The organism is Halotalea alkalilenta (assembly GCF_001648175.1).
In the GTDB taxonomy this organism is placed as follows: Bacteria; Pseudomonadota; Gammaproteobacteria; order Pseudomonadales; family Halomonadaceae; genus Halotalea; species Halotalea alkalilenta_A.
In genome coordinates this window covers 1956274-1976836 of the sequence record NZ_CP015243.1, presented here as the reverse complement: position 1 = coordinate 1976836, position 20563 = coordinate 1956274, and the positions used below count along the sequence as shown (strand labels likewise).

General features: G+C 65.6%; 25 protein-coding genes. 11 read left to right on the top strand and 14 right to left on the bottom strand.

The genetic code is table 11. From position 1 onward, the window contains the following. Positions 1 to 74 precede the first annotated feature (74 nt). From sspA to zapE, 4 genes are all read right to left on the bottom strand, one after another. Positions 75 to 707 carry a stringent starvation protein SspA gene (sspA, locus tag A5892_RS08685; protein ID WP_064122475.1) on the bottom strand — a complete coding sequence of 211 codons (633 nt, stop codon included), beginning with the start codon at positions 705 to 707 and terminating at the stop codon, positions 75 to 77. A gap of 167 nt (positions 708 to 874) precedes the next feature. Next, the gene (gene rpsI, locus A5892_RS08680) at positions 875 to 1261 is read right to left on the bottom strand and encodes a 30S ribosomal protein S9 (protein WP_027349872.1); all 387 of its coding nucleotides are present in this window, start codon (positions 1259 to 1261) and stop codon (positions 875 to 877) included. Between the two features lie 17 nt (positions 1262 to 1278). Further along, the gene (rplM, locus tag A5892_RS08675) at positions 1279 to 1707 is read right to left on the bottom strand and encodes a 50S ribosomal protein L13 (RefSeq protein WP_064122474.1); all 429 of its coding nucleotides are present in this window, start codon (positions 1705 to 1707) and stop codon (positions 1279 to 1281) included. 177 nt (positions 1708 to 1884) lie between these two features. After that, entirely contained in the window at positions 1885 to 3063 is a 1179-nt protein-coding gene (gene zapE / locus A5892_RS08670; RefSeq protein ID WP_064122473.1) for a cell division protein ZapE, read from the bottom strand. A gap of 261 nt (positions 3064 to 3324) precedes the next feature. Between zapE and A5892_RS08665 the strand changes: the two genes are divergently transcribed. Then, positions 3325 to 3780, top strand: coding sequence for a YhcB family protein (locus A5892_RS08665; protein ID WP_064122472.1), 456 nt, complete (start codon positions 3325 to 3327; stop codon positions 3778 to 3780). 8 nt (positions 3781 to 3788) lie between these two features. After that, the gene (locus tag A5892_RS08660) at positions 3789 to 4298 is read left to right on the top strand and encodes a GNAT family N-acetyltransferase (RefSeq protein ID WP_064122471.1); all 510 of its coding nucleotides are present in this window, start codon (positions 3789 to 3791) and stop codon (positions 4296 to 4298) included. 28 nt (positions 4299 to 4326) lie between these two features. Here A5892_RS08660 and A5892_RS08655 read toward each other — a convergent pair whose 3' ends face one another. After that, complete coding sequence (locus tag A5892_RS08655) at positions 4327 to 5085, bottom strand: Nif3-like dinuclear metal center hexameric protein (RefSeq protein ID WP_064122470.1); 759 nt, start codon at positions 5083 to 5085, stop codon at positions 4327 to 4329. 138 nt (positions 5086 to 5223) lie between these two features. On the opposite strand from A5892_RS08655, the gene A5892_RS08650 reads away from it, so the two are divergent. Next, positions 5224 to 6423: a S1C family serine protease gene (locus tag A5892_RS08650; RefSeq protein WP_064122469.1), complete on the top strand. Its 1200-nt coding sequence runs from the start codon at positions 5224 to 5226 to the stop codon at positions 6421 to 6423. Positions 6424 to 6559: 136 nt separating this feature from the next. On the opposite strand, the gene hisD is transcribed toward A5892_RS08650, so the two are convergent. The 9 genes from hisD to A5892_RS08605 all read right to left on the bottom strand — a co-directional run bounded on the left by hisD (position 6560) and on the right by A5892_RS08605 (position 13528). Further along, a complete protein-coding gene (gene hisD / locus A5892_RS08645; RefSeq protein WP_064122468.1) occupies positions 6560 to 7882 on the bottom strand; it encodes a histidinol dehydrogenase in 1323 nt (440 codons plus the stop codon). Then, complete coding sequence (gene hisG, locus A5892_RS08640; protein WP_064122467.1) at positions 7879 to 8538, bottom strand: ATP phosphoribosyltransferase; 660 nt, start codon at positions 8536 to 8538, stop codon at positions 7879 to 7881. The genes hisD and hisG overlap by 4 nt, the downstream gene beginning before the upstream one ends. 104 nt (positions 8539 to 8642) lie before the next feature. After that, on the bottom strand, positions 8643 to 9902 hold the full coding sequence (gene murA / locus A5892_RS08635; RefSeq protein ID WP_064122466.1) for a UDP-N-acetylglucosamine 1-carboxyvinyltransferase: 1260 nt from the start codon (positions 9900 to 9902) through the stop codon (positions 8643 to 8645). Between the two features lie 18 nt (positions 9903 to 9920). Beyond that, positions 9921 to 10175: a BolA family protein gene (locus A5892_RS08630; protein WP_064122465.1), complete on the bottom strand. Its 255-nt coding sequence runs from the start codon at positions 10173 to 10175 to the stop codon at positions 9921 to 9923. 186 nt (positions 10176 to 10361) lie between these two features. Then, the gene (locus A5892_RS08625) at positions 10362 to 10739 is read right to left on the bottom strand and encodes an STAS domain-containing protein (RefSeq protein WP_064122464.1); all 378 of its coding nucleotides are present in this window, start codon (positions 10737 to 10739) and stop codon (positions 10362 to 10364) included. Further along, a complete protein-coding gene (locus A5892_RS08620; protein WP_064122463.1) occupies positions 10732 to 11388 on the bottom strand; it encodes an MlaC/ttg2D family ABC transporter substrate-binding protein in 657 nt (218 codons plus the stop codon). Before A5892_RS08620 ends, A5892_RS08625 begins: the two co-directional genes overlap by 8 nt. Before the next feature lie 78 nt (positions 11389 to 11466). Then, positions 11467 to 11940 (bottom strand): outer membrane lipid asymmetry maintenance protein MlaD, encoded by a 474-nt coding sequence (gene mlaD / locus A5892_RS08615; protein ID WP_043446851.1) that lies wholly within the window; start codon positions 11938 to 11940, stop codon positions 11467 to 11469. Beyond that, positions 11940 to 12719, bottom strand: a complete 780-nt coding sequence (mlaE, locus tag A5892_RS08610) for a lipid asymmetry maintenance ABC transporter permease subunit MlaE (RefSeq protein ID WP_064122462.1) — start codon at positions 12717 to 12719, stop codon at positions 11940 to 11942. Before mlaE ends, mlaD begins: the two co-directional genes overlap by 1 nt. After that, positions 12716 to 13528: an ATP-binding cassette domain-containing protein gene (locus tag A5892_RS08605; protein ID WP_064122461.1), complete on the bottom strand. Its 813-nt coding sequence runs from the start codon at positions 13526 to 13528 to the stop codon at positions 12716 to 12718. The genes mlaE and A5892_RS08605 overlap by 4 nt, the downstream gene beginning before the upstream one ends. 252 nt (positions 13529 to 13780) lie before the next feature. On the opposite strand from A5892_RS08605, the gene A5892_RS08600 reads away from it, so the two are divergent. The 8 genes from A5892_RS08600 (at position 13781) to rapZ (ending at position 20495) form a co-directional block, all read left to right on the top strand. Continuing rightward, the gene (locus A5892_RS08600) at positions 13781 to 14761 is read left to right on the top strand and encodes a KpsF/GutQ family sugar-phosphate isomerase (RefSeq protein ID WP_064122460.1); all 981 of its coding nucleotides are present in this window, start codon (positions 13781 to 13783) and stop codon (positions 14759 to 14761) included. Positions 14762 to 14812: 51 nt separating this feature from the next. Beyond that, positions 14813 to 15367, top strand: a complete 555-nt coding sequence (locus A5892_RS08595) for a KdsC family phosphatase (protein ID WP_064122459.1) — start codon at positions 14813 to 14815, stop codon at positions 15365 to 15367. A 121-nt stretch (positions 15368 to 15488) separates the two neighbouring features. Then, positions 15489 to 16061 carry an LPS export ABC transporter periplasmic protein LptC gene (lptC, locus tag A5892_RS08590; RefSeq protein WP_064122458.1) on the top strand — a complete coding sequence of 191 codons (573 nt, stop codon included), beginning with the start codon at positions 15489 to 15491 and terminating at the stop codon, positions 16059 to 16061. Between the two features lie 77 nt (positions 16062 to 16138). Continuing rightward, complete coding sequence (gene lptA / locus A5892_RS08585; protein WP_064122457.1) at positions 16139 to 16684, top strand: lipopolysaccharide transport periplasmic protein LptA; 546 nt, start codon at positions 16139 to 16141, stop codon at positions 16682 to 16684. 52 nt (positions 16685 to 16736) lie between these two features. Beyond that, positions 16737 to 17462, top strand: coding sequence for an LPS export ABC transporter ATP-binding protein (gene lptB, locus A5892_RS08580; protein WP_064122456.1), 726 nt, complete (start codon positions 16737 to 16739; stop codon positions 17460 to 17462). Between the two features lie 160 nt (positions 17463 to 17622). Beyond that, positions 17623 to 19059, top strand: coding sequence for an RNA polymerase factor sigma-54 (locus tag A5892_RS08575; protein WP_223302833.1), 1437 nt, complete (start codon positions 17623 to 17625; stop codon positions 19057 to 19059). A gap of 88 nt (positions 19060 to 19147) precedes the next feature. Further along, on the top strand, positions 19148 to 19462 hold the full coding sequence (hpf, locus tag A5892_RS08570; RefSeq protein ID WP_064122455.1) for a ribosome hibernation-promoting factor, HPF/YfiA family: 315 nt from the start codon (positions 19148 to 19150) through the stop codon (positions 19460 to 19462). A gap of 145 nt (positions 19463 to 19607) precedes the next feature. Further along, the gene (gene rapZ / locus A5892_RS08565; RefSeq protein ID WP_064124390.1) at positions 19608 to 20495 is read left to right on the top strand and encodes an RNase adapter RapZ; all 888 of its coding nucleotides are present in this window, start codon (positions 19608 to 19610) and stop codon (positions 20493 to 20495) included. The last annotated feature ends 68 nt before the right edge of the window (positions 20496 to 20563 follow it).

The following is a 20563-nucleotide window of genomic DNA, read 5'->3' as shown; positions in this document are numbered from 1 at the left end:
GTTTCGCGCTTCGTTCCAATGTATGGCAACGGCATCCGCCGTCAATCTCCCGACCGGGCGGGAAACGCCGCACCTCAGCGACGCAGTTCGCGTTCGGCTTCGAGCAGCGAGTCACGGAACGCATCGCGATTGAACAACCGCTCCATGTAGCCGAGCAGCGGCTTGACCTGCTTCTCCGGCAGCTCAACGCCCAGGCTCGGCAGTCGCCACAGGATCGGTGCGATGCAGCAGTCCACCAGCGAGAACTCCTCGCTCATGAAAAACGCCATGTCATCGAAGATCGGCGCGATACCGATCAGACTTTCGCGCAGAGATTTGCGCGCCTGTTCGACTTCCTTCTTCGACGATCCCGCCGATACGATCGCATCGACCATCGGGCACCATTCGCGCTCGATCCGGTACATCCACAGCCGGCTCTGCGCGCGCGCGACCGGGTAGACCGGCAGCAGCGGCGGGTGCGGGAAGCGCTCGTCGAGATACTCCATCATCACCTTCGACTCGTAGAGCACCAGCTCGCGGTCGATCAGCGTCGGTACGCTATTGTAGGGATTCTGGTCGATCAGCTCCTCGGGATGATTGTCCTCGTCGACCTCGGTGATATCGACCGAGACGCCTTTCTCGGCGAGTACGATGCGTACACGGTGACTGTAATGATCGTCACGACCCGAGTAGAAAGTCATCGAGGACCGCTTGGCTACGACTCCCATGGAACACTCCTTGATCTAAGCGAGGGCAGATGATAGCACGCTCACCGCTGCTGCGGGTGAGAGGCGCGCCGACACAGGCCATTCAACGCGATCGCCCGGCCCCCTGAGGGGTCCGGGCGATCGTAGAACGCATCGAGCGGACGGCGAGCGCCCACCCGATACGGGGATCAACGCTTGGAGAACTGCGGGCGACGACGCGCCTTGCGCAGACCGACCTTCTTACGCTCGACCTTACGCGCATCGCGGGTAACGTAGCCTGCCGCACGCAGCTGCGAACGCAGCTCTTCGTTGTAGTCCAGCAGCGCACGAGTGATGCCGTGACGAATGGCGCCCGCCTGGGAAGACGCGCCACCACCAGCGACGGTGACGTAGATGTCGAACTGCTCGGTGGTCTGGGTCAGCTCGAGCGGCTGACGAACCACCAGGCGAGCGGTCGGACGACCGAAGTACTCGCTCAGTTCGCGCTGGTTGACGGTGATCTTGCCGGTGCCCGGCTTGATGAATACGCGCGCGGTGGAGGTCTTGCGACGTCCGGTGCCGTAGTACTGTGCCATGTGCTCTATCCCTCGATTCAGATGTTCAGTTCTTTGGGCTGCTGTGCGGCGTGCGGATGCTCGGCGCCCGGGTAGACCCGAAGCTTCTTGTGCATCGCGCGGCCCAGCGGACCTTTCGGCAGCATGCCCTTGACCGCGATCTCGATGACACGCTCGGGAGCGTGACCGATCATCTGTTCGAAGGTCATGGAGCGCAGACCACCCGGGTAACCGGTGTGGCGATAGTAGCGCTTGTCGGTCGTCTTGTTGCCGGTCACACGCACCTTGTCGGCGTTGATCACGACGATGTAGTCGCCGGTGTCGACGTGCGGGGTGTACTCGGCCTTGTGCTTGCCGCGCAGGCGACGAGCCAGCTCTGTCGCGAGACGGCCGAGGGTCTTGTTGGTCGCGTCGACGACGTACCAGTCGCGCTGAACGGTCTGCGGTGTAGCGCTGAACGTTTTCATCAGATTTACCTTAGTCGGGCATCGAGAGCCGCGCTGGGCGACGCAAGAATGCCAGTCCCTATTTTTCTTGGTTGTCCACGCCACGGGCGACGGACAACATTCGAGCGAGCGCGCATTGTACAGGCACGCGCAAGCGGAGTTAACCCCCTGGCGAGGTTTTTCTCCACGCCCCAGGCCTCAGGGCTTGTGCGGCAGCGAAAGGAATTCCCGCGAGCGCATCTCTTGCAGTCGGGACAGGGTACGCTGGAACTCGAAAGAGAGATCGCCACCCTGGTAGAGCGACTCGATGCCGGTCTCCAGCGTCATCACCATCTTCACCGCACGGTCATAGAACTCGTCGACCAGGTTGATGAATCGCCGCGCCTGGTCCTGCTTCTCGCCACCGAGACAGGGTACGTGCGACAGCAGCACGGTGTGATAGCGCCGCGACAGCTCGATGTAGTCGTTCTGGCTGCGCGGACCGTCGCAGAGCATCGAGAAATCGAACCAGATCACCCCTTCATGCTCGCGCTTGGCGGTGAGCGTACGGTTGTTGATGCGGATGTCCACATCGCCCTCGCCTTCCTCACCGGCGACCTTGGCGAAGGTCTCGGCCAGGGTGCGCTCCGCCGCCTCGTCGTCGGGGGCATGGAACAGGTCGAGCTGCTCGAGCGCGCGCAGCCGGTAATCGATGCCGGAATCGACATTGACCACCTCGCAGTGCTGGTTGAGCAGCTCGATCGCAGGCAGGAAGCGGGCGCGCTGCAGCCCGTTCTCGTACAGCCGGTCGGGCACGATGTTGGAGGTGGCGACCAGCACCACCCCCTCCTCGAACAGCGCCTCGAGCAGGTTGCCGAGGATCATCGCATCAGTGATGTCCTTGACGTAGAACTCGTCGAAGCAGATCACCCGGGCCTCCGAGGCGAGCTTCGCCGCCACCCGCTTGAGCGGGTTCTTCTCACCCTTGAAGTGATCGAGCTCCTGGTGCACCCGCTGCATGAAACGGTTGAAGTGGGTGCGCATCTTGTCGCTGAACGGCAGGCTGTCGTGGAACGTATCGACCAGATAGGTCTTGCCACGCCCCACCCCGCCCCAGAAGTACAGCCCGCGGATGCCCGGCAGCAGCGGCGCGCGCTGCTCCGTGGCCGGTTTCGAGCGGGAGAAGAACCCGGCCACCTTGGACTTCACCGCGGCGGGCGGACGCCCTGGCTTGAGCCGCTCGCGCGGGGTCGCCACCAGCTCATCGAAGAGGCGCTGCAAGTGCCCCACCGCCCGTTCCTGGGCGGCGTCGTACTGGAAGTCCTCGCGTTCGAGGTCCTGGCGATAGCGCGCCATTGGCGAGCGCTGATCAAACGGCCGTGAGCTGGTGGTGACCATGTCTTCTCTTGTCGCCCCTGGGGTCGTCATGATGTAGGCGCAACAGTATAAGCCCCGCCGGCTCTCGACCAAAGCCCGGCCACCCGCCAGCGTCCCGCGGTGCGTTGACCCTGCCGCGACCTAACCGCCTATAATGGGCGCCACCGTCGGCAGGCCGTTGAAAACTCATCTGCCGGCCATGGTCGACCACGGACAGGGACGTTCCGCGGCCCCTCTGCTCGGGCGCCCGGGCGTTCGCCACGATTGAGGAGCAGGAGTGCGATGAGCGACAACATCTGGGTACTTGGAACCGTCTGCCTGCTGGTCGGCGTCATCATCGGTGCGATCGGCTATCGGTTCTTCGCCGGCGGAGCGTCGGGACGCAGCGCCGAGCGACGGCTGGCGGAGCGCGATGCCGAGATCCGCCAGCTGCGCACCAGTCTCAATGCCCACTTCGCCCGCATGAGCGAGCTCGCCGACGGCCTCCAGCGCCAGACCCGCGAACTGACCAGCGAACTCGCCGGAGAAGCCGAGCGACTGGCCGACGACGGCGGGGTCAAGCGTCGCCTCGGCCTGCTCTCCGGCCGGCGCAGCCTCGAGGAGGTCGAAGAGGAAGAAGCGGCAAGCCTGGCGGTGCCGCGCGACTATGCCGACGCCAAGGGCACGCTCGCCGAAGACTACGGCATCAAGCGCACGGACGAAGAGGCCGAAGGCATCAACCCACCGCCGCGCTACTGATCCGGCCGATGTCGCCACCTGCACTGCTGCGCCTGATGCGGGAAGCGGACCTGCCCGCAGTACTCGCGCTGCAGGCGGCCTGCTATCACGAACTCGAGCCTGAGTCCCGGGCGACGCTCGAAAGCAAGCGCGCCGCCGCCGCGCGGAGCTGCTGGATCGCCGAGCGCGACGGCCAGGCGCTCGCCTACCTGTTCACCCTGCCATGGCGCTTCGACGCGCCGCCCGCGCTGGACGCTCGCTGCGAGGGCCTGCCGCTCGCTGCCGACACGCTCTACATCCATGACCTGGCGATCGCCCCGGGGGCGAGAGGCCAAGGCATCGGCGAACGCCTGGTCGACGCCGCGCTGGCGTTCGGCCGCGCCGAGGGCCTTGAGCGCTCCTCGCTGATCGCGGTCCAGGGCGCGCAGCGCTATTGGCAGCGCCATGGCTACCGGCCGCTCGACCCTCTCAGCGCCACGATCGCCGAGCGCCTCGAGGGCTATCCGAGCGGCGCATGCTACATGTGGCGTGCGCTCTAGGGCTTTGACGCTCGCTCGCCCCGCGCGCTCAGACCGGATTGTCGATATCGACGAAGCGATGCTCGATGTCGAAACCCGAGGCGAGCCACTCACCCAGCGCCCTGACCCCATCGCGCTCGGTGGCGTGATGGCCGGCGGCGAAGTAGCTGATGCCCAGTTCGCGAGCCAGGTGGGTGGTGCGCTCGGAAATCTCCCCGGAAACGAAAGCGTCGGCACCGCCACCATGGGCGGCCTCGATCATGTCCTGGGCACCCCCGGTGCACCAGCAGATCCGCTCGAGCGGCCGATCGTGCCCCTGGATCACCAGCGGCGCGCGGCCGAGGCGCTGCTCGAGCTGTGCGGCGAAGCCGCAGTGATCGAGGATCCGCTCCGCGCGTCCTGAGTAGAGCAGTCCGGTACCGAGCTCGCCGTCCAGCGCCCGCTCCACCCGCCAGCCCATCCGCTCGCCGAGCAGCGCGTTGTTGCCAAGCCGAGGGTGGGCGTCGAGGGGCAGATGCCAGGCGACCAGATTGATCCGATGCTCGAGCAGGGTGGCGAGCCGCTGGCGCTTGATCCCAACCACCCCGACCGGCTCGCTCTTCCAGAAGTAACCATGGTGGACCAGGAGAAGATCGGCCTCCCACTCCACCGCCTGGTCGAGCAGCGCCTGGCAGGCAGTGACGCCGCTCATCACCCGTTTTATCTCGCTCTTGCCCTCGACCTGCAGGCCGTTGAGGGTGTAGTCCTTGAAACGATCGGCGGCGAGCTCGCGGCTCATCGCCTCGATCATCGCATCGCGGTCGGCCATTGGGTCTTCTCCACTGGTGGATTTTGTCGCCGTCGACGCTACCATGTTGGCCGCGGCGATCAAGGCGTAACCTCGCCAGCATACCGCCTTACCCACCCGTCGCCCGGCAGCGCCGAGCGACCGATCTAGGAAACCGCCATGCGTCGATTCCTGGCCCCGCTGATCTGGCCAGCCATTTGTGGCGTGCTGCTCGCACTGCTGCTGGTCGACCACGTTCCACAATTGATCGGCAGCCGTGACCGCGCCATACCCCAGGTACCCGCCACGATTCAGGCACCGGCCGCCCCGAACGGCCCGGCGGGCTACGCCGATGCGGTCGCTCGCGCCGCGCCCGCGGTGGTCACCGTCTCATCGATGAAGCAGCTCAGCGGCGAAGAGACGCCGCTGATGAACGACCCGTTCTACCGGCAGTTTCGCCGCCCACCGACCAACGCCACCGAGCAGCCGATCAATCTCGGCTCCGGGGTGATCGTCAGCGCCGAGGGCTACATCCTCACCAACAATCATGTGATCCGCTCCGCCGATGAAATCGAGGTGACGCTCGCCGACGGCCGCACCACCACCGCAAGCGTGGTCGGCACCGACCCAGATACCGACCTGGCGGTGCTCAAGATATCCCTGGACAACCTGCCGGCCATCACGCTGGCCGACTCGACCCATATTCGCACCGGCGATATCGCGCTTGCGATCGGCAATCCCTTCAACGTCGGCCAGACCGTGACCAGCGGAATCATCAGCGCAGTCGGCCGCGCGCGCCTGGGCCTCAGCGCCTACGAGAACTTCATCCAGACCGATGCCTCGATCAACCCAGGCAACTCGGGCGGCGCACTGGTCAATGCCGAAGGCGCGCTGATCGGGATCAACACCGCGATATTCTCCCGCTCAGGCGGCTCGCAAGGCATCGGCTTCGCGATTCCCACCAACGTCGCGCGCAGCGTGCTGGAGGATATCGTCACCCAGGGACAGGTGGTGCGCGGCTGGCTCGGGATCGAGGCGCAGCAGGAGATGCCGCTGGCCCGCTCGCTCAACTTCAACACCCCGGGCAGCGTCGTGGTGACCAGCGTAGTGCCCAACGGACCCGCCGCAAGCGCGGGAGTACGGGTGGGAGATCGCATTCTCGAGATCGACGGTGCGCCGCTGCTCGACCCTAATGCCGCGATCAACGAGATCGCCGATGCGCACCCCGGCACCATCATCGCGCTGATTCTCGATCGCGGAGGTCGCCGCCTCGAGGCACGCATCACCGTCGGCGTGCGCCCGCCCAACCTGCCGACCATCTTCAACCCGCTGCAGTCCAACGACAGCGGCGAACAGAACGCCCCTCCCGCCCACCCCTAGCGGGCCGCGGGGGCGGCAAAGGGCTTCGCACGACCTGGCGCCGGGCACCAGCGTCCACGACGAGAAGGGCGCGCATCTTTCGACGCGCGCCCTTCTCGTTCGAACCAATGATCGCTCCAGGGCGTGTTAACACGCCCTAGCGCTTGATTCGATTCTCCGCCGCTCTCGCATGCGCGGTCAGCGACTCGCCCCGCGCCAGGATCGAGGCGATCGGCCCTAGGGCGTTCGCTCCTTCAGCGGTGCAGTGGATGATCGAGGAGCGCTTCTGGAAGTCATAGACCCCAAGCGGCGACGAAAAACGCGCGGTACCCGAAGTGGGCAGCACGTGGTTCGGCCCGGCACAGTAGTCTCCCAGCACCTCCGCGGTATAGCGCCCCATGAAAATGGCACCGGCATGGCGTACGCCATCGAGCAGCCGTTCGGGCTCGGCCACCGAGAGCTCCAGGTGCTCAGGGGCGATGCGGTTGACCAGGGCCAGCGCCTCGGCTTCGTCCGCGACCTCGATCAACGCACCGCGCTGACCGAGCGAGGCTTCGATGATCGTGCGGCGCTCCATTCCCGGCAGCTGGCGCGAGATGCTCGCCTCCACCTCGTCGAGGTGGGCGCGATCCCAGCTGATCAGAATCGCCTGGGCCTGCTCGTCGTGCTCGGCCTGGGAGAAAAGATCCATCGCCAGCCAGTCCGGATCGGTGCCGCCGTCGGACACCACCAGTATCTCCGAGGGTCCGGCGATCATGTCGATGCCGACCTGACCGAACACCGCGCGCTTGGCGGTGGCGACGTAGATGTTGCCGGGACCGACGATCTTATCGACCCGCGGCACGCTCTCGGTGCCGTAGGCAAGCGCCGCCACCGCCTGGGCGCCGCCAATGGTGAAGACCCGCTCGACGCCGGCGACATGGGCGGCGGCGAGCACCAGTTCGTTGACCGCCCCATCGGGAGTCGGCACCACCATCACCACCTCGCCGACACCAGCGACCCGGGCGGGGATCACGTTCATCAGCACCGAGGAGGGATAGGCGGCCTTACCGCCGGGCACATAGACGCCCACCCGATCGAGCGGCGTGACCTTCTGGCCGAGCACGGTGCCGTCGGCTTCCTGGTACTGCCAGGACTCGCCACGCTGGCGCTGGTGATAGGCCTCGATCCGACCGGCCGCGGCTTCGAGCGCCTCGCGCTGCTCATCCGGCAGCCCTGCGAAGGCGGCGGCGAGGCGCGGGGCCTCGAGCGTCAGCTCGGCCATCGACGCGACGTCCAGGCGATCGAAACGGCGGGTGCAGTCGAGCAGCGCAAGGTCACCCTCGCGTCTCACCGCGCGAATGATCTCGTCGACCCGCGTCTGAACCTCGGCGTCGGAGACGCCTTCCCAAGCGAGCAAGGCATCGAGACGGGCATCGAAATCCGCGTCACGGCTGGAGAGCCGCGCCAGCGGTGCGGCGGAGCTTGGCATTTCACTCATGATCTGGCCTCCTGGTCGACGCGCCGCGCCTCGACCGCGGCGCGCAGCCGGGCGACCAAGGGCTTGAGGCGCTGGTGGTGCATGGTCATCGACGCCTTGTTGACCACCAGCCGGGTGCTGATTTCGCTGATCAGCTCACGCGGCTCCATGCCGTTGGCACGCAGGGTATTGCCGGTGTCGACGATATCGACGATCTCGTCGGCGAGATTCATCAGCGGCGCGAGCTCCATCGCCCCATACAGCTTGATCACCTCGGCCTGGATGCCTTGGGAGGCATAGTAGCGCTTGGCGATGTTGACGAACTTGGTCGCCACCCGGCGCCGAGCGTGTTCGGGCAGCGCCCCGGCGACGCCGGCGGTCATCAGCCGGCAGCGCGAGATCTCGAGATCGAGCGGTTCGTAGAGCCCCTTGGCGCCGTGCTCGAGCAGCACGTCCTTGCCGGCGACGCCAAGGTCGGCGGCGCCGAGCTGGACGTAGGTCGGCACATCGGTGGCGCGAATCACGATCAGTTTGACGCCGTCGACGCTGGTGTCGAACAGCAGCTTGCGGCTGCCGCCGAGGTCTTCCAGCGGTTCGATCCCCGCCTCCGCCAGCAGCGGCAGCGTCTCCTGGAGAATGCGCCCCTTGGAGAGCGCGATGATCAAAGGCTTACTCATGACTTCAAATGGTTCCGACTTGGCGAACAGTGACGGCAGGGAGAGAACACGCGCTGACCGGCCGGCGGCATCACCACCCGTGGCGATACCCGCACACCCGCGCCCTAGCCCGGCACGCGGCGAATCTTGGCCCCGAGCAGCTGCAGCTTCTCCTCGATGCACTCATAGCCACGATCGATATGGTAGATCCGGTCGACCACGGTGTCGCCGACCGCTGCGAGCGCGGCGATCACCAGGCTCGCCGAAGCGCGAAGGTCGGTGGCCATCACTGGCGCCCCGGAGAACCGCTCGACGCCCTCGATGATCGCGGTATTGCCCTCGAGAGCGATCCGCGCTCCCATCCGGCAGAGCTCCTGCACGTGCATGAAACGGTTCTCGAAGATCGTCTCGATCACGCGCGAACTGCCTTCGGCCACCGCGTTCATCGCCACGAACTGCGCCTGCATGTCGGTGGGGAAGGCGGGATAGGGCGCGGTGCGCAGGCTGACCGCACGCGGGCGGCGCCCATGCATGTCGAGCGAGATCCAGTTGGTGCCGACATCGATCTCGGCACCGGCTTCCTCGAGCTTGATCAGCACCGCTTCCAGCGTATCGGCCCGGGCGTTGCGCACCCGTACTCGCCCACGCGAGGCGGCGGCGGCGACCAGGAAGGTGCCGGTCTCGATCCGATCGGGCATCACCGAGAAATGGCAGCCATGCAGCTCATCGACACCATCGATGGTGATCGTACCGCTGCCCTGGCCGCTGATCCGCGCCCCCATCGCGATCAGGCAGTCGGCAAGATCGACCACCTCGGGCTCGCGGGCAGCGTTCTCGAGCACCGTGCGGCCCTTGGCCAGGCATGCGGCCATCATCAGGTTCTCGGTGCCGGTGACGGTCACCACGTCGAGGACGATGTGCGCGCCTTTCAGCCCCTCAGGGGCACGGGCACGGATATAGCCGTTCTCGACCGAGATTTCTGCGCCCATCGCCTCGAGCCCGCGCAGGTGCAGGTCGACCGGGCGGCTGCCGATGGCGCATCCGCCCGGCAGCGAGACGTCGGCGCTGCCGTAGCGCGCGACCAGCGGGCCAAGCACCAGGATCGAGGCGCGCATCTTCTTGACCAGATCATAGGGAGCGTGGCAGTCACGTACACGGCCGCCGAGCTGGAGGCTCATCTTCTCCTCCATCACGCACTCGATACCCATCCGCCCGAGCAGCTCGAGCGTCGTGGTGATGTCCTGGAGATGAGGCAGATTGCTGATCGTGATTCGATCGGTGGTCAACAGGGTGGCGGCAAGGATCGGCAGCGCCGAATTCTTCGCACCGGAGGCCCATACCTCGCCACTGAGCGGCGCGCCGCCGGTGATGATCAGTTTGTCCATTCGCGGGTTCCGAAGGCGTCAGCGTGAAGTGACGGCGGTGTTTTGCGCCCACTGCTCGGGCGTGTAGGTGCGGATGCTCACCGCGTGGAGTTCGCCACTGGCGATCTCGTCACCGAGCGCGGCGTAGATCAGCTGCTGGCGCTTGACCGGGGTGAGCCCCTCGAAACGCTCGCTGATCGCGGTCACCTGAAAGTTGCAGCCTTCGCCCTGGATGTGAAACTCGCAGTCGTCGATCCGGGATTCGAGCCGTGCCTTCACCTCTTGGGGTTGCATGGTCGATATCACTCCTCTCATAACGCCTGGCACCGGCCGATGACGCCGGGCGGGTGCTGGAAAACGGGGGGCAGCCGGTTCACCCTGGAGCGAACCGGCTGCCGAAGAATTCAAAGGGGCACCATATTAAACGGCGCAGGGCATCGACTGAAAGGGGCGGGCCAAGATTGGCAGGCCAAGCGTGGCTCAGGCGGAAGTGGAGAGATGCTCGGCGCTGGTGGCGAGCACCGGAGTGAGACCGGAAAACTCGACCAGATCGCGCATCCGCGCCGGCAGCTCGATCGCCTCGACCTCGAGACCCCTTTGCCGCGCGGTACGCAGCCACTCCAACAGCACGCAAAGCACCGCGCTATTGGATATCTCGACGCCATTGACGTCGAAGCGCACCTTGTCCTGCGCTGCCCCGCCCTGCCCCGCCTTACCGTGCCCGACCTTGCCGAGCCAGGCACGCCCGGCCTCGGCGAGCCGAGCGGCGCTGTCGAACCCGGGACGTCCCTGAACGACAAGCGTGTCGCCCTCGGCGCGCAGCGTGACGTCCTCGCTTTCGATCAAAAGCTCAGCCATTCGCATCGTCCGAGCCGTCCGAGCTCTGGATCTCTTCCACCGCGGCACTCGGATCCCAGGCCTGGATGACCGCGTCGAAATCACGATTGTGCTCGCGCATCGCCTGGTCGAACTGGTTGCGGAAAGTCAGCCCAAGATTGATGCCGTTGACGATCACGTTGATCACTTTCCAATCGCCGTTGCGCTCACGCATGGTGAACGAGACCGGATAACGCTTGCCATCGGTGCCGCGCACCTCGAGGCTGACGTTGGCCTGGTCGTCGTAGCGCTGCGCCTGCTGGGCACTGCTCACCTCGAGCTCTTCATAATCGAAGGTCAGCAGGCCGCGGGTGAGGGTGTCGAGCGTGGACTCCTGGAACGTCGACGCGAAGCGCTGGCGCTGTTCGGTCGAGGCCGCCTGATAGTAGCGCCCCATCACCATCGCGGAGATGTAGGGGAAATCCGCGATCGGCAGCAGCTGGCGTTCGAGCAGGGTGCGCAGCTCATTCGGGTTCTGCTGGAACTCGGCGCTGCGCCCTTGGGTCTCCTGCTGCAGCTGATTGATGCTGCGAGTGACGATGTCCGCCGGCTGATCGGCGCGCGCGACGCTAGCGAAGGCGATTGCCATCCCCATCGTCAGCAGCGCGCAATATTTGACTATCGCTTTCATCGATTGCTCCTGATGCGGACGCCGCGGGCGCGGCGCCTGGGTGACCGCCGGCGCCATCCGCTGGCGCCGACGCCGGACTCAGCTGCCGCTGCTGCCCATGTTGGAAATGAACTGCTGAATCAGATTCTCGAGCACCAGCGCCTGCTGGGTGTCGCGGATGGTATCGCCATCCTTGAGCGTCTCGGGGTCGGCCCCGGTGGTGAGCCCGACGTACTGTTCACCGAGCAGCCCCGAGGTGAGGATCGCCGCGGTGCTGTCGGTGCTGAGCTTGTCACGCAGCTCATCGCTGATCTCCATCGTGACGTGGCCGTCGAACCACTGATCGTCGAGGGAGATGGCGGTGACCCGCCCCACCGTGACTCCGGCCATGGTGACCCGCGAATTGGCGCGCAGGCCACCGATGTCACCGAAGTTGGCATGGAGCGTGAAGGTCTCGCCGCGCTGGCCCGGAGTAATGCCGCTCACCTGCAGACCGAGATAGATCAGCCCGAGGAAGCCTGCGAGAACGAACAGGCCTACGCCACACTCCATCAATCTGGTGCGCTGCTTCATCAACTGTCTCCAAACATCAGCGCGGTGAGCACGAAGTCGAGCCCGAGCACCGCGAGTGAACCATAGACGACCGTGCGCGTGGTGGCACGGGAGATACCTTCGGAGGTGGGCACCAGATCATAACCCTGGAACACCGCGATCCAGGTCACCACCAGGCCGAACACCACGCTCTTGACCACGCCGTTGAGTACATCGTGGACGAAATCGACATTCGCTTGCATGTTGCCCCAATAGGAGCCGGGATAGACGCCCAGCCACTCGACGCCCACCAGGTAGCCGCCGTAGATCCCGACCACCGCGAAGATCACCGCCAGCAGCGGCAGGGAGACCAGACCGGCCCAGAGCCTCGGCGCGATCACCCGGCGCAGCGGGTCGACCCCGATCATCTCCATGCTGGTGAGCTGTTCGGTCGCCTTCATCAGACCGATCTCGGCAGTCAGCGCGGAGCCGGCGCGTCCGGCGAACAGCAGCGCAGCGACCACCGGGGCGAGCTCACGCAGGAGCGAAAGCGCCACCATCTGGCCGAGCGCGGCGTCGGCGCCGAAATCTACCAGGATCATATAGCCCTGCAGCGCGATGACCATGCCGATGAACAGCGCCGAGACCAGAATGATCGGCAGCGACAGCACGCCGACGAAGTGCATCTGGCGCAGCCACAGGCGAAACCCCTCGACGCCGGGCACGCCGAACAGCGAGCGCACCAGCAGGATCGCCGAGCGGCCGATGCCACCGACGACATCGAGTGTGCTACGGCCGAGACCGGCCAACCAATCGATCATGCCGGCCTCCCCGCACCAAGCAGCTCGTCGGCGAAGGGTGCCGCCGGGTAATGGAACGGCACCGGTCCATCCGGTTCGCCGTGAATGAACTGGCTGACCTTCGGGTCGGCCTCGGTATCGAGCTGGGCAGGCGTGCCGTGGGCCATCACCTTGCCATCGGCGATCAGGTAGACGTAGTCCGCGATCGACAGGGTCTCCTGGATATCGTGGGAAACGATCACCGAGGTCATCGCGAAAGCACGGTTCAAGTCCTTGATCAGCTTGACCAGCACGCCTTTGGAAATCGGATCCTGGCCGACGAAAGGCTCGTCGTACATGATCAGTTCCGGGTCGAGCGCGATCGCGCGGGCAAGCGCCACGCGACGCGTCATGCCACCGGAGAGCTCGGACGGCATCAATTCGCGGGCACCGCGCAAGCCTACCGCCTCGAGCTTGATCAATACCTGGTCGCGGATCATCGACTCGGGCAGATCGGTGTGCACCCGCAGCGGAAAAGCCACGTTCTCGAATACCGAAAGGTCCGAGAACAGCGCGCCGCTCTGGAACAGCATCCCCATCCGCCGGCGAAGCGCGAACAGCGCCCGGCGGGAGAGCTGGTGGACGTCCTGTCCGGCGATGCTCACCCGACCCGCGTCAGGCGCCAGCTGGCCACCGATGAGCTTCAGCAAGGTGGTCTTGCCGGTGCCGCTCGGCCCCATGATCGCGGTCACCTTGCCCGCCGGTACCTGTAGGTCGACGCCGCGAAAGATCTCACGATCGCCGCGGGAGAAACTCAGGTTGACGACTTCAATTAGATTCGAGCGGATCATGCCACTCCCATCGTTGCAAATTGACCGAAGCGCCGACCGGCAGCTTCGAACGCAGCGGAGTATCATCGAAGACGACGACGGGGGAAAGCACCCAACCGCCGCTACGATGCGGCCGCCAAATTATCGAACATTGTATCCTAACATCAAGTTCGGTGTACTCCTCGCACCGATTGCGATGCTTAAAGCCGCCACTCGCGCCCGCCGCGCGCGGCGCTCTTGATGCCGGCGTGCACTCAGGCCAGAATCCGCACCATGATCAAAGACTTGGATTTCGACTTCCGGGCCAGCGCCCGGCGCACCCTGACCCTCGAGCGCGATGCCGTCGAGGCGTTGGTCCCGCGCCTCGACGCTGGCTTCGACCGCGCCTGCCAGCTGGTGCTCGCCTGCCAGGGCCGGGTGGTGGTGACCGGCATGGGCAAGTCCGGGCATATCGCCCGCAAGCTCGCGGCGACCCTGGCGAGCACCGGCACCCCGGCGTTCTTCCTCCATCCGGGCGAGGCCAGCCACGGCGATCTCGGCATGCTTACCGAGCGGGACGTGGTGATCGCCCTCTCCCACTCGGGCGAGACCCGCGAGGTCACCGAGCTTTTGCCATTGTTCAAGCGCAAGGGGGTGGTCGTGATCGCGCTTTCGGGTCGACGCGCATCGACCCTCGGCCGCCACGCCGACGCCTTTCTCGATGGCGGGGTGGAAAAGGAAGCCTGCCCGCTCAACCTCGCGCCGACCTCTTCGACCACCGCCGCCCTCGCCCTTGGCGATGCGCTGGCGATCGCGCTGCTCGAGGCCCGCGGCTTCGGCATCGAGGACTTCGCCCTCTCCCACCCAGGCGGCAGCCTCGGCCGCCAACTGCTGCTCACCGTCGCCGACGTGATGCACGAAGGCGAGGAGATCCCTTGCGTCTCGCCGGGAGATTCAGTACGCGACACGCTGTTCGAGATCACCGAGAAGGGGCTCGGCTTCACCTGCGTGGTCGACGCCGAACGGCATCTGCTCGGCATCTACACCGACGGTGACCTGCGCCGCACCCTCGATCGCCGGATCGATCTCGACAGCGTGCCGATCGAGGAGGTGATGACCTCGACCCCGATCAGCGTGACCCCATCGATGCTCGCCGCCGAGGCGCTCAGGATCATGGAAAAGCGCAACATCACCGCACTCGCGGTGCTCGATCCCGAGCGGCGCCTGGTCGGCGCGCTGAAGGTCCAGGACCTGCTCAACCGGGGCGTGGTCTAGGGCGTGGCGACACGCCCAAGCGTCCCTCCTTCGCAAAGGAACCCCACCGCAATGACTCAACACTCTCCTTCCCTCGGCGAACGCGCGTCCAGGGTGCGGCTGCTCGCGCTCGACGTCGATGGCGTGCTCACCGACGGTGCGGTGCACTATCACTCCGACGGCGGCGAAACCAAGGTCTTCGACACCCAGGACGGCCTCGGCCTGAGGCTTGCGCTGGAGCACGGCATCGACATCGCCTTGATCACCGGACGCGATTCACCGATGGTCGCAAGACGCGCCAGCGAGCTCGGCATTGCCCATCTGCTCCAGGGACGCAACGACAAGCACCGAGCGCTCACCGAACTGGCCTCGCGGCTCGGCATCACGCTCGACGAATGCGCCTACTGCGGCGACGACCTCCCAGACCTTGGCGCGATCCAGGCCGCGGGACTCGGCCTCAGCGTGGCCAACGCCCCGGAATACGTGCGCGTCCACGCCGACTACGTCACCGAACGACGCGGCGGCCAGGGCGCGGTACGCGAACTGTGCGAACTGCTGCTCGAGGCGCGCGGGGCATGGGCCGGGATAGTCGCCGGCTACCGACTGCCGCGCCAGGCCGCACCATGACGTATACTGCGGCCCTACGGCGGAACTCCCGCTCGATCCTGGGTTCTCAAGCCGCAGCGGCGAACGCCGCGCGCGCTGGGACCGCACCGATTTGATCACACGCCCTAGGACACGACTCGGCATGGCATGGTTGAAACGCAACGCGAACCGCTTGTGGCTGGTAATGATCCTGCTCGCGGTCGGCGGGGTGCTCGCGCTGATCGACCAGCGTGGCGAGCTGCTCTCGCCCGGCCCACTGCCCGACAGCAGCGAGGGCGAACCGGACTACTATCTCGAGCAGGTCGTCTATACGCGTTTCGACCAGCAGGGCCGCCCGTACCAGACCCTCGAATCGCCAAGGGTGACCCATATCAGCGACAGCGACGTCAGCCTCGCCGACACGCCGGTGATCGGGCTGATCGACGAAAACGAGCGCCACTGGCGAATCACCGGCGACCACGGCCGGGTCGGCCCCGGCGGCGATCGGATCACGCTGTCGGGCAACGCACGCGCCGTGCAGCCCGATGATCTCTGGCGGCTCGAAACCGACACGCTCGAATACGACCGCGACAGCGCACGGGTGTGGAGCGACAGCGAATCGCGCTTCTTCCAGGGTGAGCAGCGAACCCGTGGCGATCGCTTCCAGGCATGGATCAACGAGGATCGCATGCTGCTCGAAGGCAACGTCAGCGGTACGCTGCTGCCCGATCGCTGAGCCGCGCTGTCGATCGAATACCCACGGTGGTCGACCGCCGACCAGAACATCACAAGCGAACAGCAAGGAACCCGGTCATGACCCCACGACGGCTCATCCCCACTCTCCCCGCCGCCACCGCGCTGCTCGCCATGCTGCTCGCCGGGCCCGTACTGGCGCTGGAGAGCGACGCCCAGCAGCCGATCCATATCTCCGCGGACCAGCTGACGATCGACGATCAGGCCGGCACCGCGGTCTATACCGGCACCGTGCATGTCGAACAGGGCAGCCTCAAGCTCGATGCACAGCGTGTCGAACTCCAGCGCGGCGCCAGCGGCGGCCTGTCGACCATGCGCGCGACCGGCACCAGCGGCCAGCGCGCCTATATCGAACAGCAGCCGAGCCCTCAGGAATCGCTGGTTCGCGGCTGGGGCGACACGCTGATCTACCACGCCGGCGAGCGGCGGGTGGAGATGCTGGGCAACGCCGAGCTGCACCGCGGCGGCGACACCTTCACCGGTGCCTACGTCGAGTACTTCCTCGATTCGCGGCAGGTCAATGCCCGTGGCGGCCAGCAGTCCCAGGGAGGCGAAGCCGGCGGCCGGGTCAACATGACGCTTACCCCCGAAGGCGGCAGCAACTGACCCGACCCACGCCTTTCACCAGCCGAATCCCCAAGGATCAGCGGAGCGATCTATGAAAACGCTGCACGCCGCCCACCTGGCCAAGAGTTTCAAGAAGCGCCGGGTGGTCCAAGACATCAGCCTGTCGATCAGCCAGGGCGAGATCGTCGGCCTGCTCGGCCCGAACGGCGCCGGCAAGACCACATCGTTTTACATGATCGTCGGCCTGATCCAGGCCGACGCCGGCCGGGTCAGCATCGACGATCTTGATCTCAGCCAGAAGCCGATGCACGTGCGTGCGCGCGCCGGCATCGGCTACCTGCCCCAGGAAGCCTCGATCTTTCGCAAGCTGAGCGTGGCCGACAACATCCTCGCTATCCTCGAGACCCGCAAGGACCTCGACCACAAGGGGCGCAGTGCCCGCCTCGACCAGCTGCTCGAAGAGTTCAGCATCAGCCATATCCGCGACAACCAGGGCATGAGCCTCTCCGGTGGCGAACGCAGGCGCGTCGAAATCGCCCGCGCCCTGGCCACCGAGCCTGCGTTCATCCTGCTCGATGAGCCATTCGCCGGGGTCGACCCGATCTCGGTCAACGAGATCAAAGGCATCGTGCGCCAGCTGCGCAGCCGCAACATCGGCGTGCTGATCACCGACCACAACGTGCGTGAGACGCTCGACATCTGCGACAATGCCTATATCGTCGGCGACGGTAAGATCATCGCCGAAGGCGATGCCAGCGCGATCCTCGCCAACCAGCATGTGCGCGACGTCTATCTCGGCCAGGACTTCCGCCTTTGATGCCTTGAGGCAGGCACTCCGCCGCCGCCCCAAGGCACGAAAAGCCCTGTTTTAGCAAGCTGGCATGAAACTTGCTAACCACAACGCTTTTAGTTCTTGCACATCCTCGTCAGGCCGGTATAGCGTTAAGGCATCCCATTGAGAATGCCCTGACACCACGATGATGAAATCCTCCTTGCAGCTGCGTGTCGGCACCCAGCTGACGATGACGCCACAGCTACAGCAAGCGATCCAGCTGCTGCAGCTGTCGACGCTGGATCTGCGCCAGGAGATCCAGACGGCGCTCGAGAGCAATCCCATGCTCGAGCTCGACGAGGAATTCTTCGACCAGGAATCGAGCGACGAGGAGCACCGCGATCCCGAGGCCCAGGACGAATGGGCCACGGATATCCCCACGGAACTCGTCCTCGACAACGAGTGGAGCGATACCTTCCCGGATGCCGCGCTGGGAGCGATCGGACCCAGCGGCGGCGAGCCGGTCGACATCGAACGCAATGCCCGGGGCGAAACCCTGTTCGACCTGCTCAGCTGGCAGACCGGCCTGCTCGACCTCGACGCCCGTCAGCGCCAGATCGCCGAGACCCTGCTCGACGGACTCGACGACAGCGGCTATCTCCGCGACTCGTTCGACGAACTGGTCGAGGGGCTGCGCGCCCAGGGCCTTGAGAGCGTCGATACCGGCGAGGTCGAAGCGGTACTGTTCCAGCTCCAGCAGCTCGAGCCCACCGGCGTGTTCGCCCGCGACCTGCAGGAATGCCTGTTGCTCCAGCTCGACGCCCTGCCCGCCGGCACGCCGCATCTCGCCCAGGCGCGCCGGCTGGTACGCCAGTTCCTCGACGCGCTGGCCGGCTGCGACATGAAGCTGCTCAAGCGCCGCCTCGGCCTGAACGACGCCGAGCTGGACGCGGTGATCGCGACGATCCGCACGCTCGATCCCTATCCCGGCCAGCGTTTTTCCAACAGCACCCAGGAGTACGTGATCCCCGACCTCGCCCTGCGCCACTACAGCCACATCGGCTGGCAGGTCGAGCTCAATCCCGAGGCGCTGCCGCGAGTGCGGATCCAGGCCGATTACGCCAACCTGATCCGGCGGGCGGACAAAAGCGACGACAACACCTTCCTCAAACAGCACCTGCAAGAGGCCCGCTGGCTGATGAAGAGCCTGTCGAGCCGCAACGAGACCCTGCTCAAGGTCGGGCGCGAGATCATGCTGCGCCAGCGCGACTTCATCGAACGCGGCGAGGAAGGCATGCGGCCATTGATCCTCGCCGATATCGCCGAGGCGGTCGGCATGCATGAATCGACCATCTCGCGGGTGACCACCCACAAGTACATCCACACGCCGCGCGGCGTATTCGAGCTCAAGTACTTCTTCTCGAGCCACGTCGGCGGCGAGGGCGACACCCATGCCAGCACGGCGATACGCGCCCGGATCAAGAAGCTGATCAGCGAAGAGCCCGCGCGCCGCCCGCTCTCCGATGCTCGCCTGGTCTCGCTGCTGGCCGAGAACGGCATCGTCGTCGCCCGGCGCACCGTAGCCAAGTACCGCGAGTCGATGGGAATCCCCGCTTCGAGCGAGCGCAAGCGCCTAGCCTGAAATAGAAGCAATAATCATCATCGGGAGGCTTGGTCGGGAGCGCAAAACAGCTACAATCAAAGTGTCCATCGCAGCCAAGGAGCATGTCATGCAGGTGAACATCACGGGTCATCACGTTGAACTGACCGACGCACTGCGCGACTACGTAAACCAGAAGCTGGCACGCTTGGTGCGCCACTACGACAACATCACCAACGTACAGGTGACCCTGTCGGTGGAGAAAGAACGCAAGCAGGCAGCGTGCAAGATGAACGTCTCGGGAGGAGAGCTCCACGGCACCGACGAGCAGGACGACATGTACGCAGCGATCGATTCGATGATCGACAAGCTCGACCGCCAGCTGGTCAAGCATAAGGAAAAGCACCTGGCGCGCGCCCAGGGCACCGGCACCGCTGGTCTCTGATTCCCAGTCGCCTCTCTGCCGACACGCCCTCACGCGGGGCGTGTCGTGTTTTCGTCACCATTGCCGGCGAAGATGACCGCTGGCGGCATTCGAATCCCATCCTTCGCGGGTATCCGCTCCAACCAGCGCGAGGAATCGCAGCATGATGCAAGTGGTGATCATCAGCGGCCGCTCCGGCTCTGGAAAATCGATCGCACTCCAAGCGCTCGAGGATCTCGGCTTCTACGCCATTGACAACCTTCCCGCGATGCTCCTGGTCGCGCTGCTCGACGAGCTCGAGACCCATTCACCCGAGCGGCGAAGGGTGGCGGTCAGCATCGACGCGCGCAACCTTCCCAACGCCCTCGAACGGCTGCCCGAGCTGGTCGAATTCCTCGGCGCCCGCGAGATCGATCTTCAAGTGGTCTATCTCACCGCCGATTCCCGCCAGCTGCTCGAGCGCTATTCGGCCACTCGGCGACGTCACCCATTGACCCGTGGGAGTGACATGACGCTCCTGGAAGCGATCGAGACCGAGGAGCACTTCCTCGCCCCGATCCGCGACCTCGCCGACCTGGTGATCGATACTTCCAACCTTTCGGTGCACGAGCTGCGCGCACGGATCGCCGAGCAGGTCGCCTGCCATACCACCGTCCAGCTGACCCTGAGTTTCGAGTCGTTCGGCTTCAAGCACGGCGTCCCCCACGACGCCGACATGGTGTTCGATGCCCGCTGCCTGCCCAACCCCTACTGGGAGCCGATGCTGCGCGACCATACCGGGAGAGACCAGCCGGTAGTCGAGTTCCTCGAGCGCGCTCCAGAGGTCGAAGCGATGTTCAGCGAGATCCGCGACTGGCTGGAGCGCTGGCTGCCCGCCTATCTCTCGAGCCATCGCAGCTACTTCACCGTAGCGATTGGCTGTACCGGCGGCCAGCACCGCTCGGTCTACCTGGTGGAACGCCTCGCCCGCCACTTCGCCAGCCAGTATCCCTCGGTACGCCTGCGCCACCGCGAGATGAAAGTGCAGCGCACCATCGAACCGCTTGTCGGCTGACACCGCCCGCTCCCACTGAAAAGCGAGGCACCCTCGACTCGTAGTACATGGCGAGTGAGTGAACCGGC

What these genes read in the sequence shown, in the direction of transcription:
- A5892_RS08630 (WP_064122465.1), bottom strand. Translation starts at nt 10,175, where the DNA reads ATGCAACCCCAAGAGGTGAAGGCACGGCTCGAATCCCGGATCGACGAC.
- hpf (WP_064122455.1), top strand. Translation starts at nt 19,148, where the DNA reads ATGCAGGTGAACATCACGGGTCATCACGTTGAACTGACCGACGCACTG.
- hisG (WP_064122467.1), bottom strand. Translation starts at nt 8,538, where the DNA reads ATGAGTAAGCCTTTGATCATCGCGCTCTCCAAGGGGCGCATTCTCCAG.
- mlaD (WP_043446851.1), bottom strand. Translation starts at nt 11,940, where the DNA reads ATGAAGCAGCGCACCAGATTGATGGAGTGTGGCGTAGGCCTGTTCGTT.
- A5892_RS08660 (WP_064122471.1), top strand. Translation starts at nt 3,789, where the DNA reads ATGTCGCCACCTGCACTGCTGCGCCTGATGCGGGAAGCGGACCTGCCC.
- A5892_RS08575 (WP_223302833.1), top strand. Translation starts at nt 17,623, where the DNA reads ATGATGAAATCCTCCTTGCAGCTGCGTGTCGGCACCCAGCTGACGATG.
- lptA (WP_064122457.1), top strand. Translation starts at nt 16,139, where the DNA reads ATGACCCCACGACGGCTCATCCCCACTCTCCCCGCCGCCACCGCGCTG.
- A5892_RS08620 (WP_064122463.1), bottom strand. Translation starts at nt 11,388, where the DNA reads ATGAAAGCGATAGTCAAATATTGCGCGCTGCTGACGATGGGGATGGCA.
- A5892_RS08650 (WP_064122469.1), top strand. Translation starts at nt 5,224, where the DNA reads ATGCGTCGATTCCTGGCCCCGCTGATCTGGCCAGCCATTTGTGGCGTG.
- sspA (WP_064122475.1), bottom strand. Translation starts at nt 707, where the DNA reads ATGGGAGTCGTAGCCAAGCGGTCCTCGATGACTTTCTACTCGGGTCGT.
- rpsI (WP_027349872.1), bottom strand. Translation starts at nt 1,261, where the DNA reads ATGGCACAGTACTACGGCACCGGACGTCGCAAGACCTCCACCGCGCGC.
- zapE (WP_064122473.1), bottom strand. Translation starts at nt 3,063, where the DNA reads ATGGTCACCACCAGCTCACGGCCGTTTGATCAGCGCTCGCCAATGGCG.
- A5892_RS08595 (WP_064122459.1), top strand. Translation starts at nt 14,813, where the DNA reads ATGACTCAACACTCTCCTTCCCTCGGCGAACGCGCGTCCAGGGTGCGG.
- rapZ (WP_064124390.1), top strand. Translation starts at nt 19,608, where the DNA reads ATGCAAGTGGTGATCATCAGCGGCCGCTCCGGCTCTGGAAAATCGATC.
- A5892_RS08655 (WP_064122470.1), bottom strand. Translation starts at nt 5,085, where the DNA reads ATGGCCGACCGCGATGCGATGATCGAGGCGATGAGCCGCGAGCTCGCC.
- mlaE (WP_064122462.1), bottom strand. Translation starts at nt 12,719, where the DNA reads ATGATCGATTGGTTGGCCGGTCTCGGCCGTAGCACACTCGATGTCGTC.
- A5892_RS08600 (WP_064122460.1), top strand. Translation starts at nt 13,781, where the DNA reads ATGATCAAAGACTTGGATTTCGACTTCCGGGCCAGCGCCCGGCGCACC.
- lptB (WP_064122456.1), top strand. Translation starts at nt 16,737, where the DNA reads ATGAAAACGCTGCACGCCGCCCACCTGGCCAAGAGTTTCAAGAAGCGC.
- lptC (WP_064122458.1), top strand. Translation starts at nt 15,489, where the DNA reads ATGGCATGGTTGAAACGCAACGCGAACCGCTTGTGGCTGGTAATGATC.
- rplM (WP_064122474.1), bottom strand. Translation starts at nt 1,707, where the DNA reads ATGAAAACGTTCAGCGCTACACCGCAGACCGTTCAGCGCGACTGGTAC.
- A5892_RS08665 (WP_064122472.1), top strand. Translation starts at nt 3,325, where the DNA reads ATGAGCGACAACATCTGGGTACTTGGAACCGTCTGCCTGCTGGTCGGC.
- A5892_RS08605 (WP_064122461.1), bottom strand. Translation starts at nt 13,528, where the DNA reads ATGATCCGCTCGAATCTAATTGAAGTCGTCAACCTGAGTTTCTCCCGC.
- A5892_RS08625 (WP_064122464.1), bottom strand. Translation starts at nt 10,739, where the DNA reads ATGGCTGAGCTTTTGATCGAAAGCGAGGACGTCACGCTGCGCGCCGAG.
- hisD (WP_064122468.1), bottom strand. Translation starts at nt 7,882, where the DNA reads ATGAGTGAAATGCCAAGCTCCGCCGCACCGCTGGCGCGGCTCTCCAGC.
- murA (WP_064122466.1), bottom strand. Translation starts at nt 9,902, where the DNA reads ATGGACAAACTGATCATCACCGGCGGCGCGCCGCTCAGTGGCGAGGTA.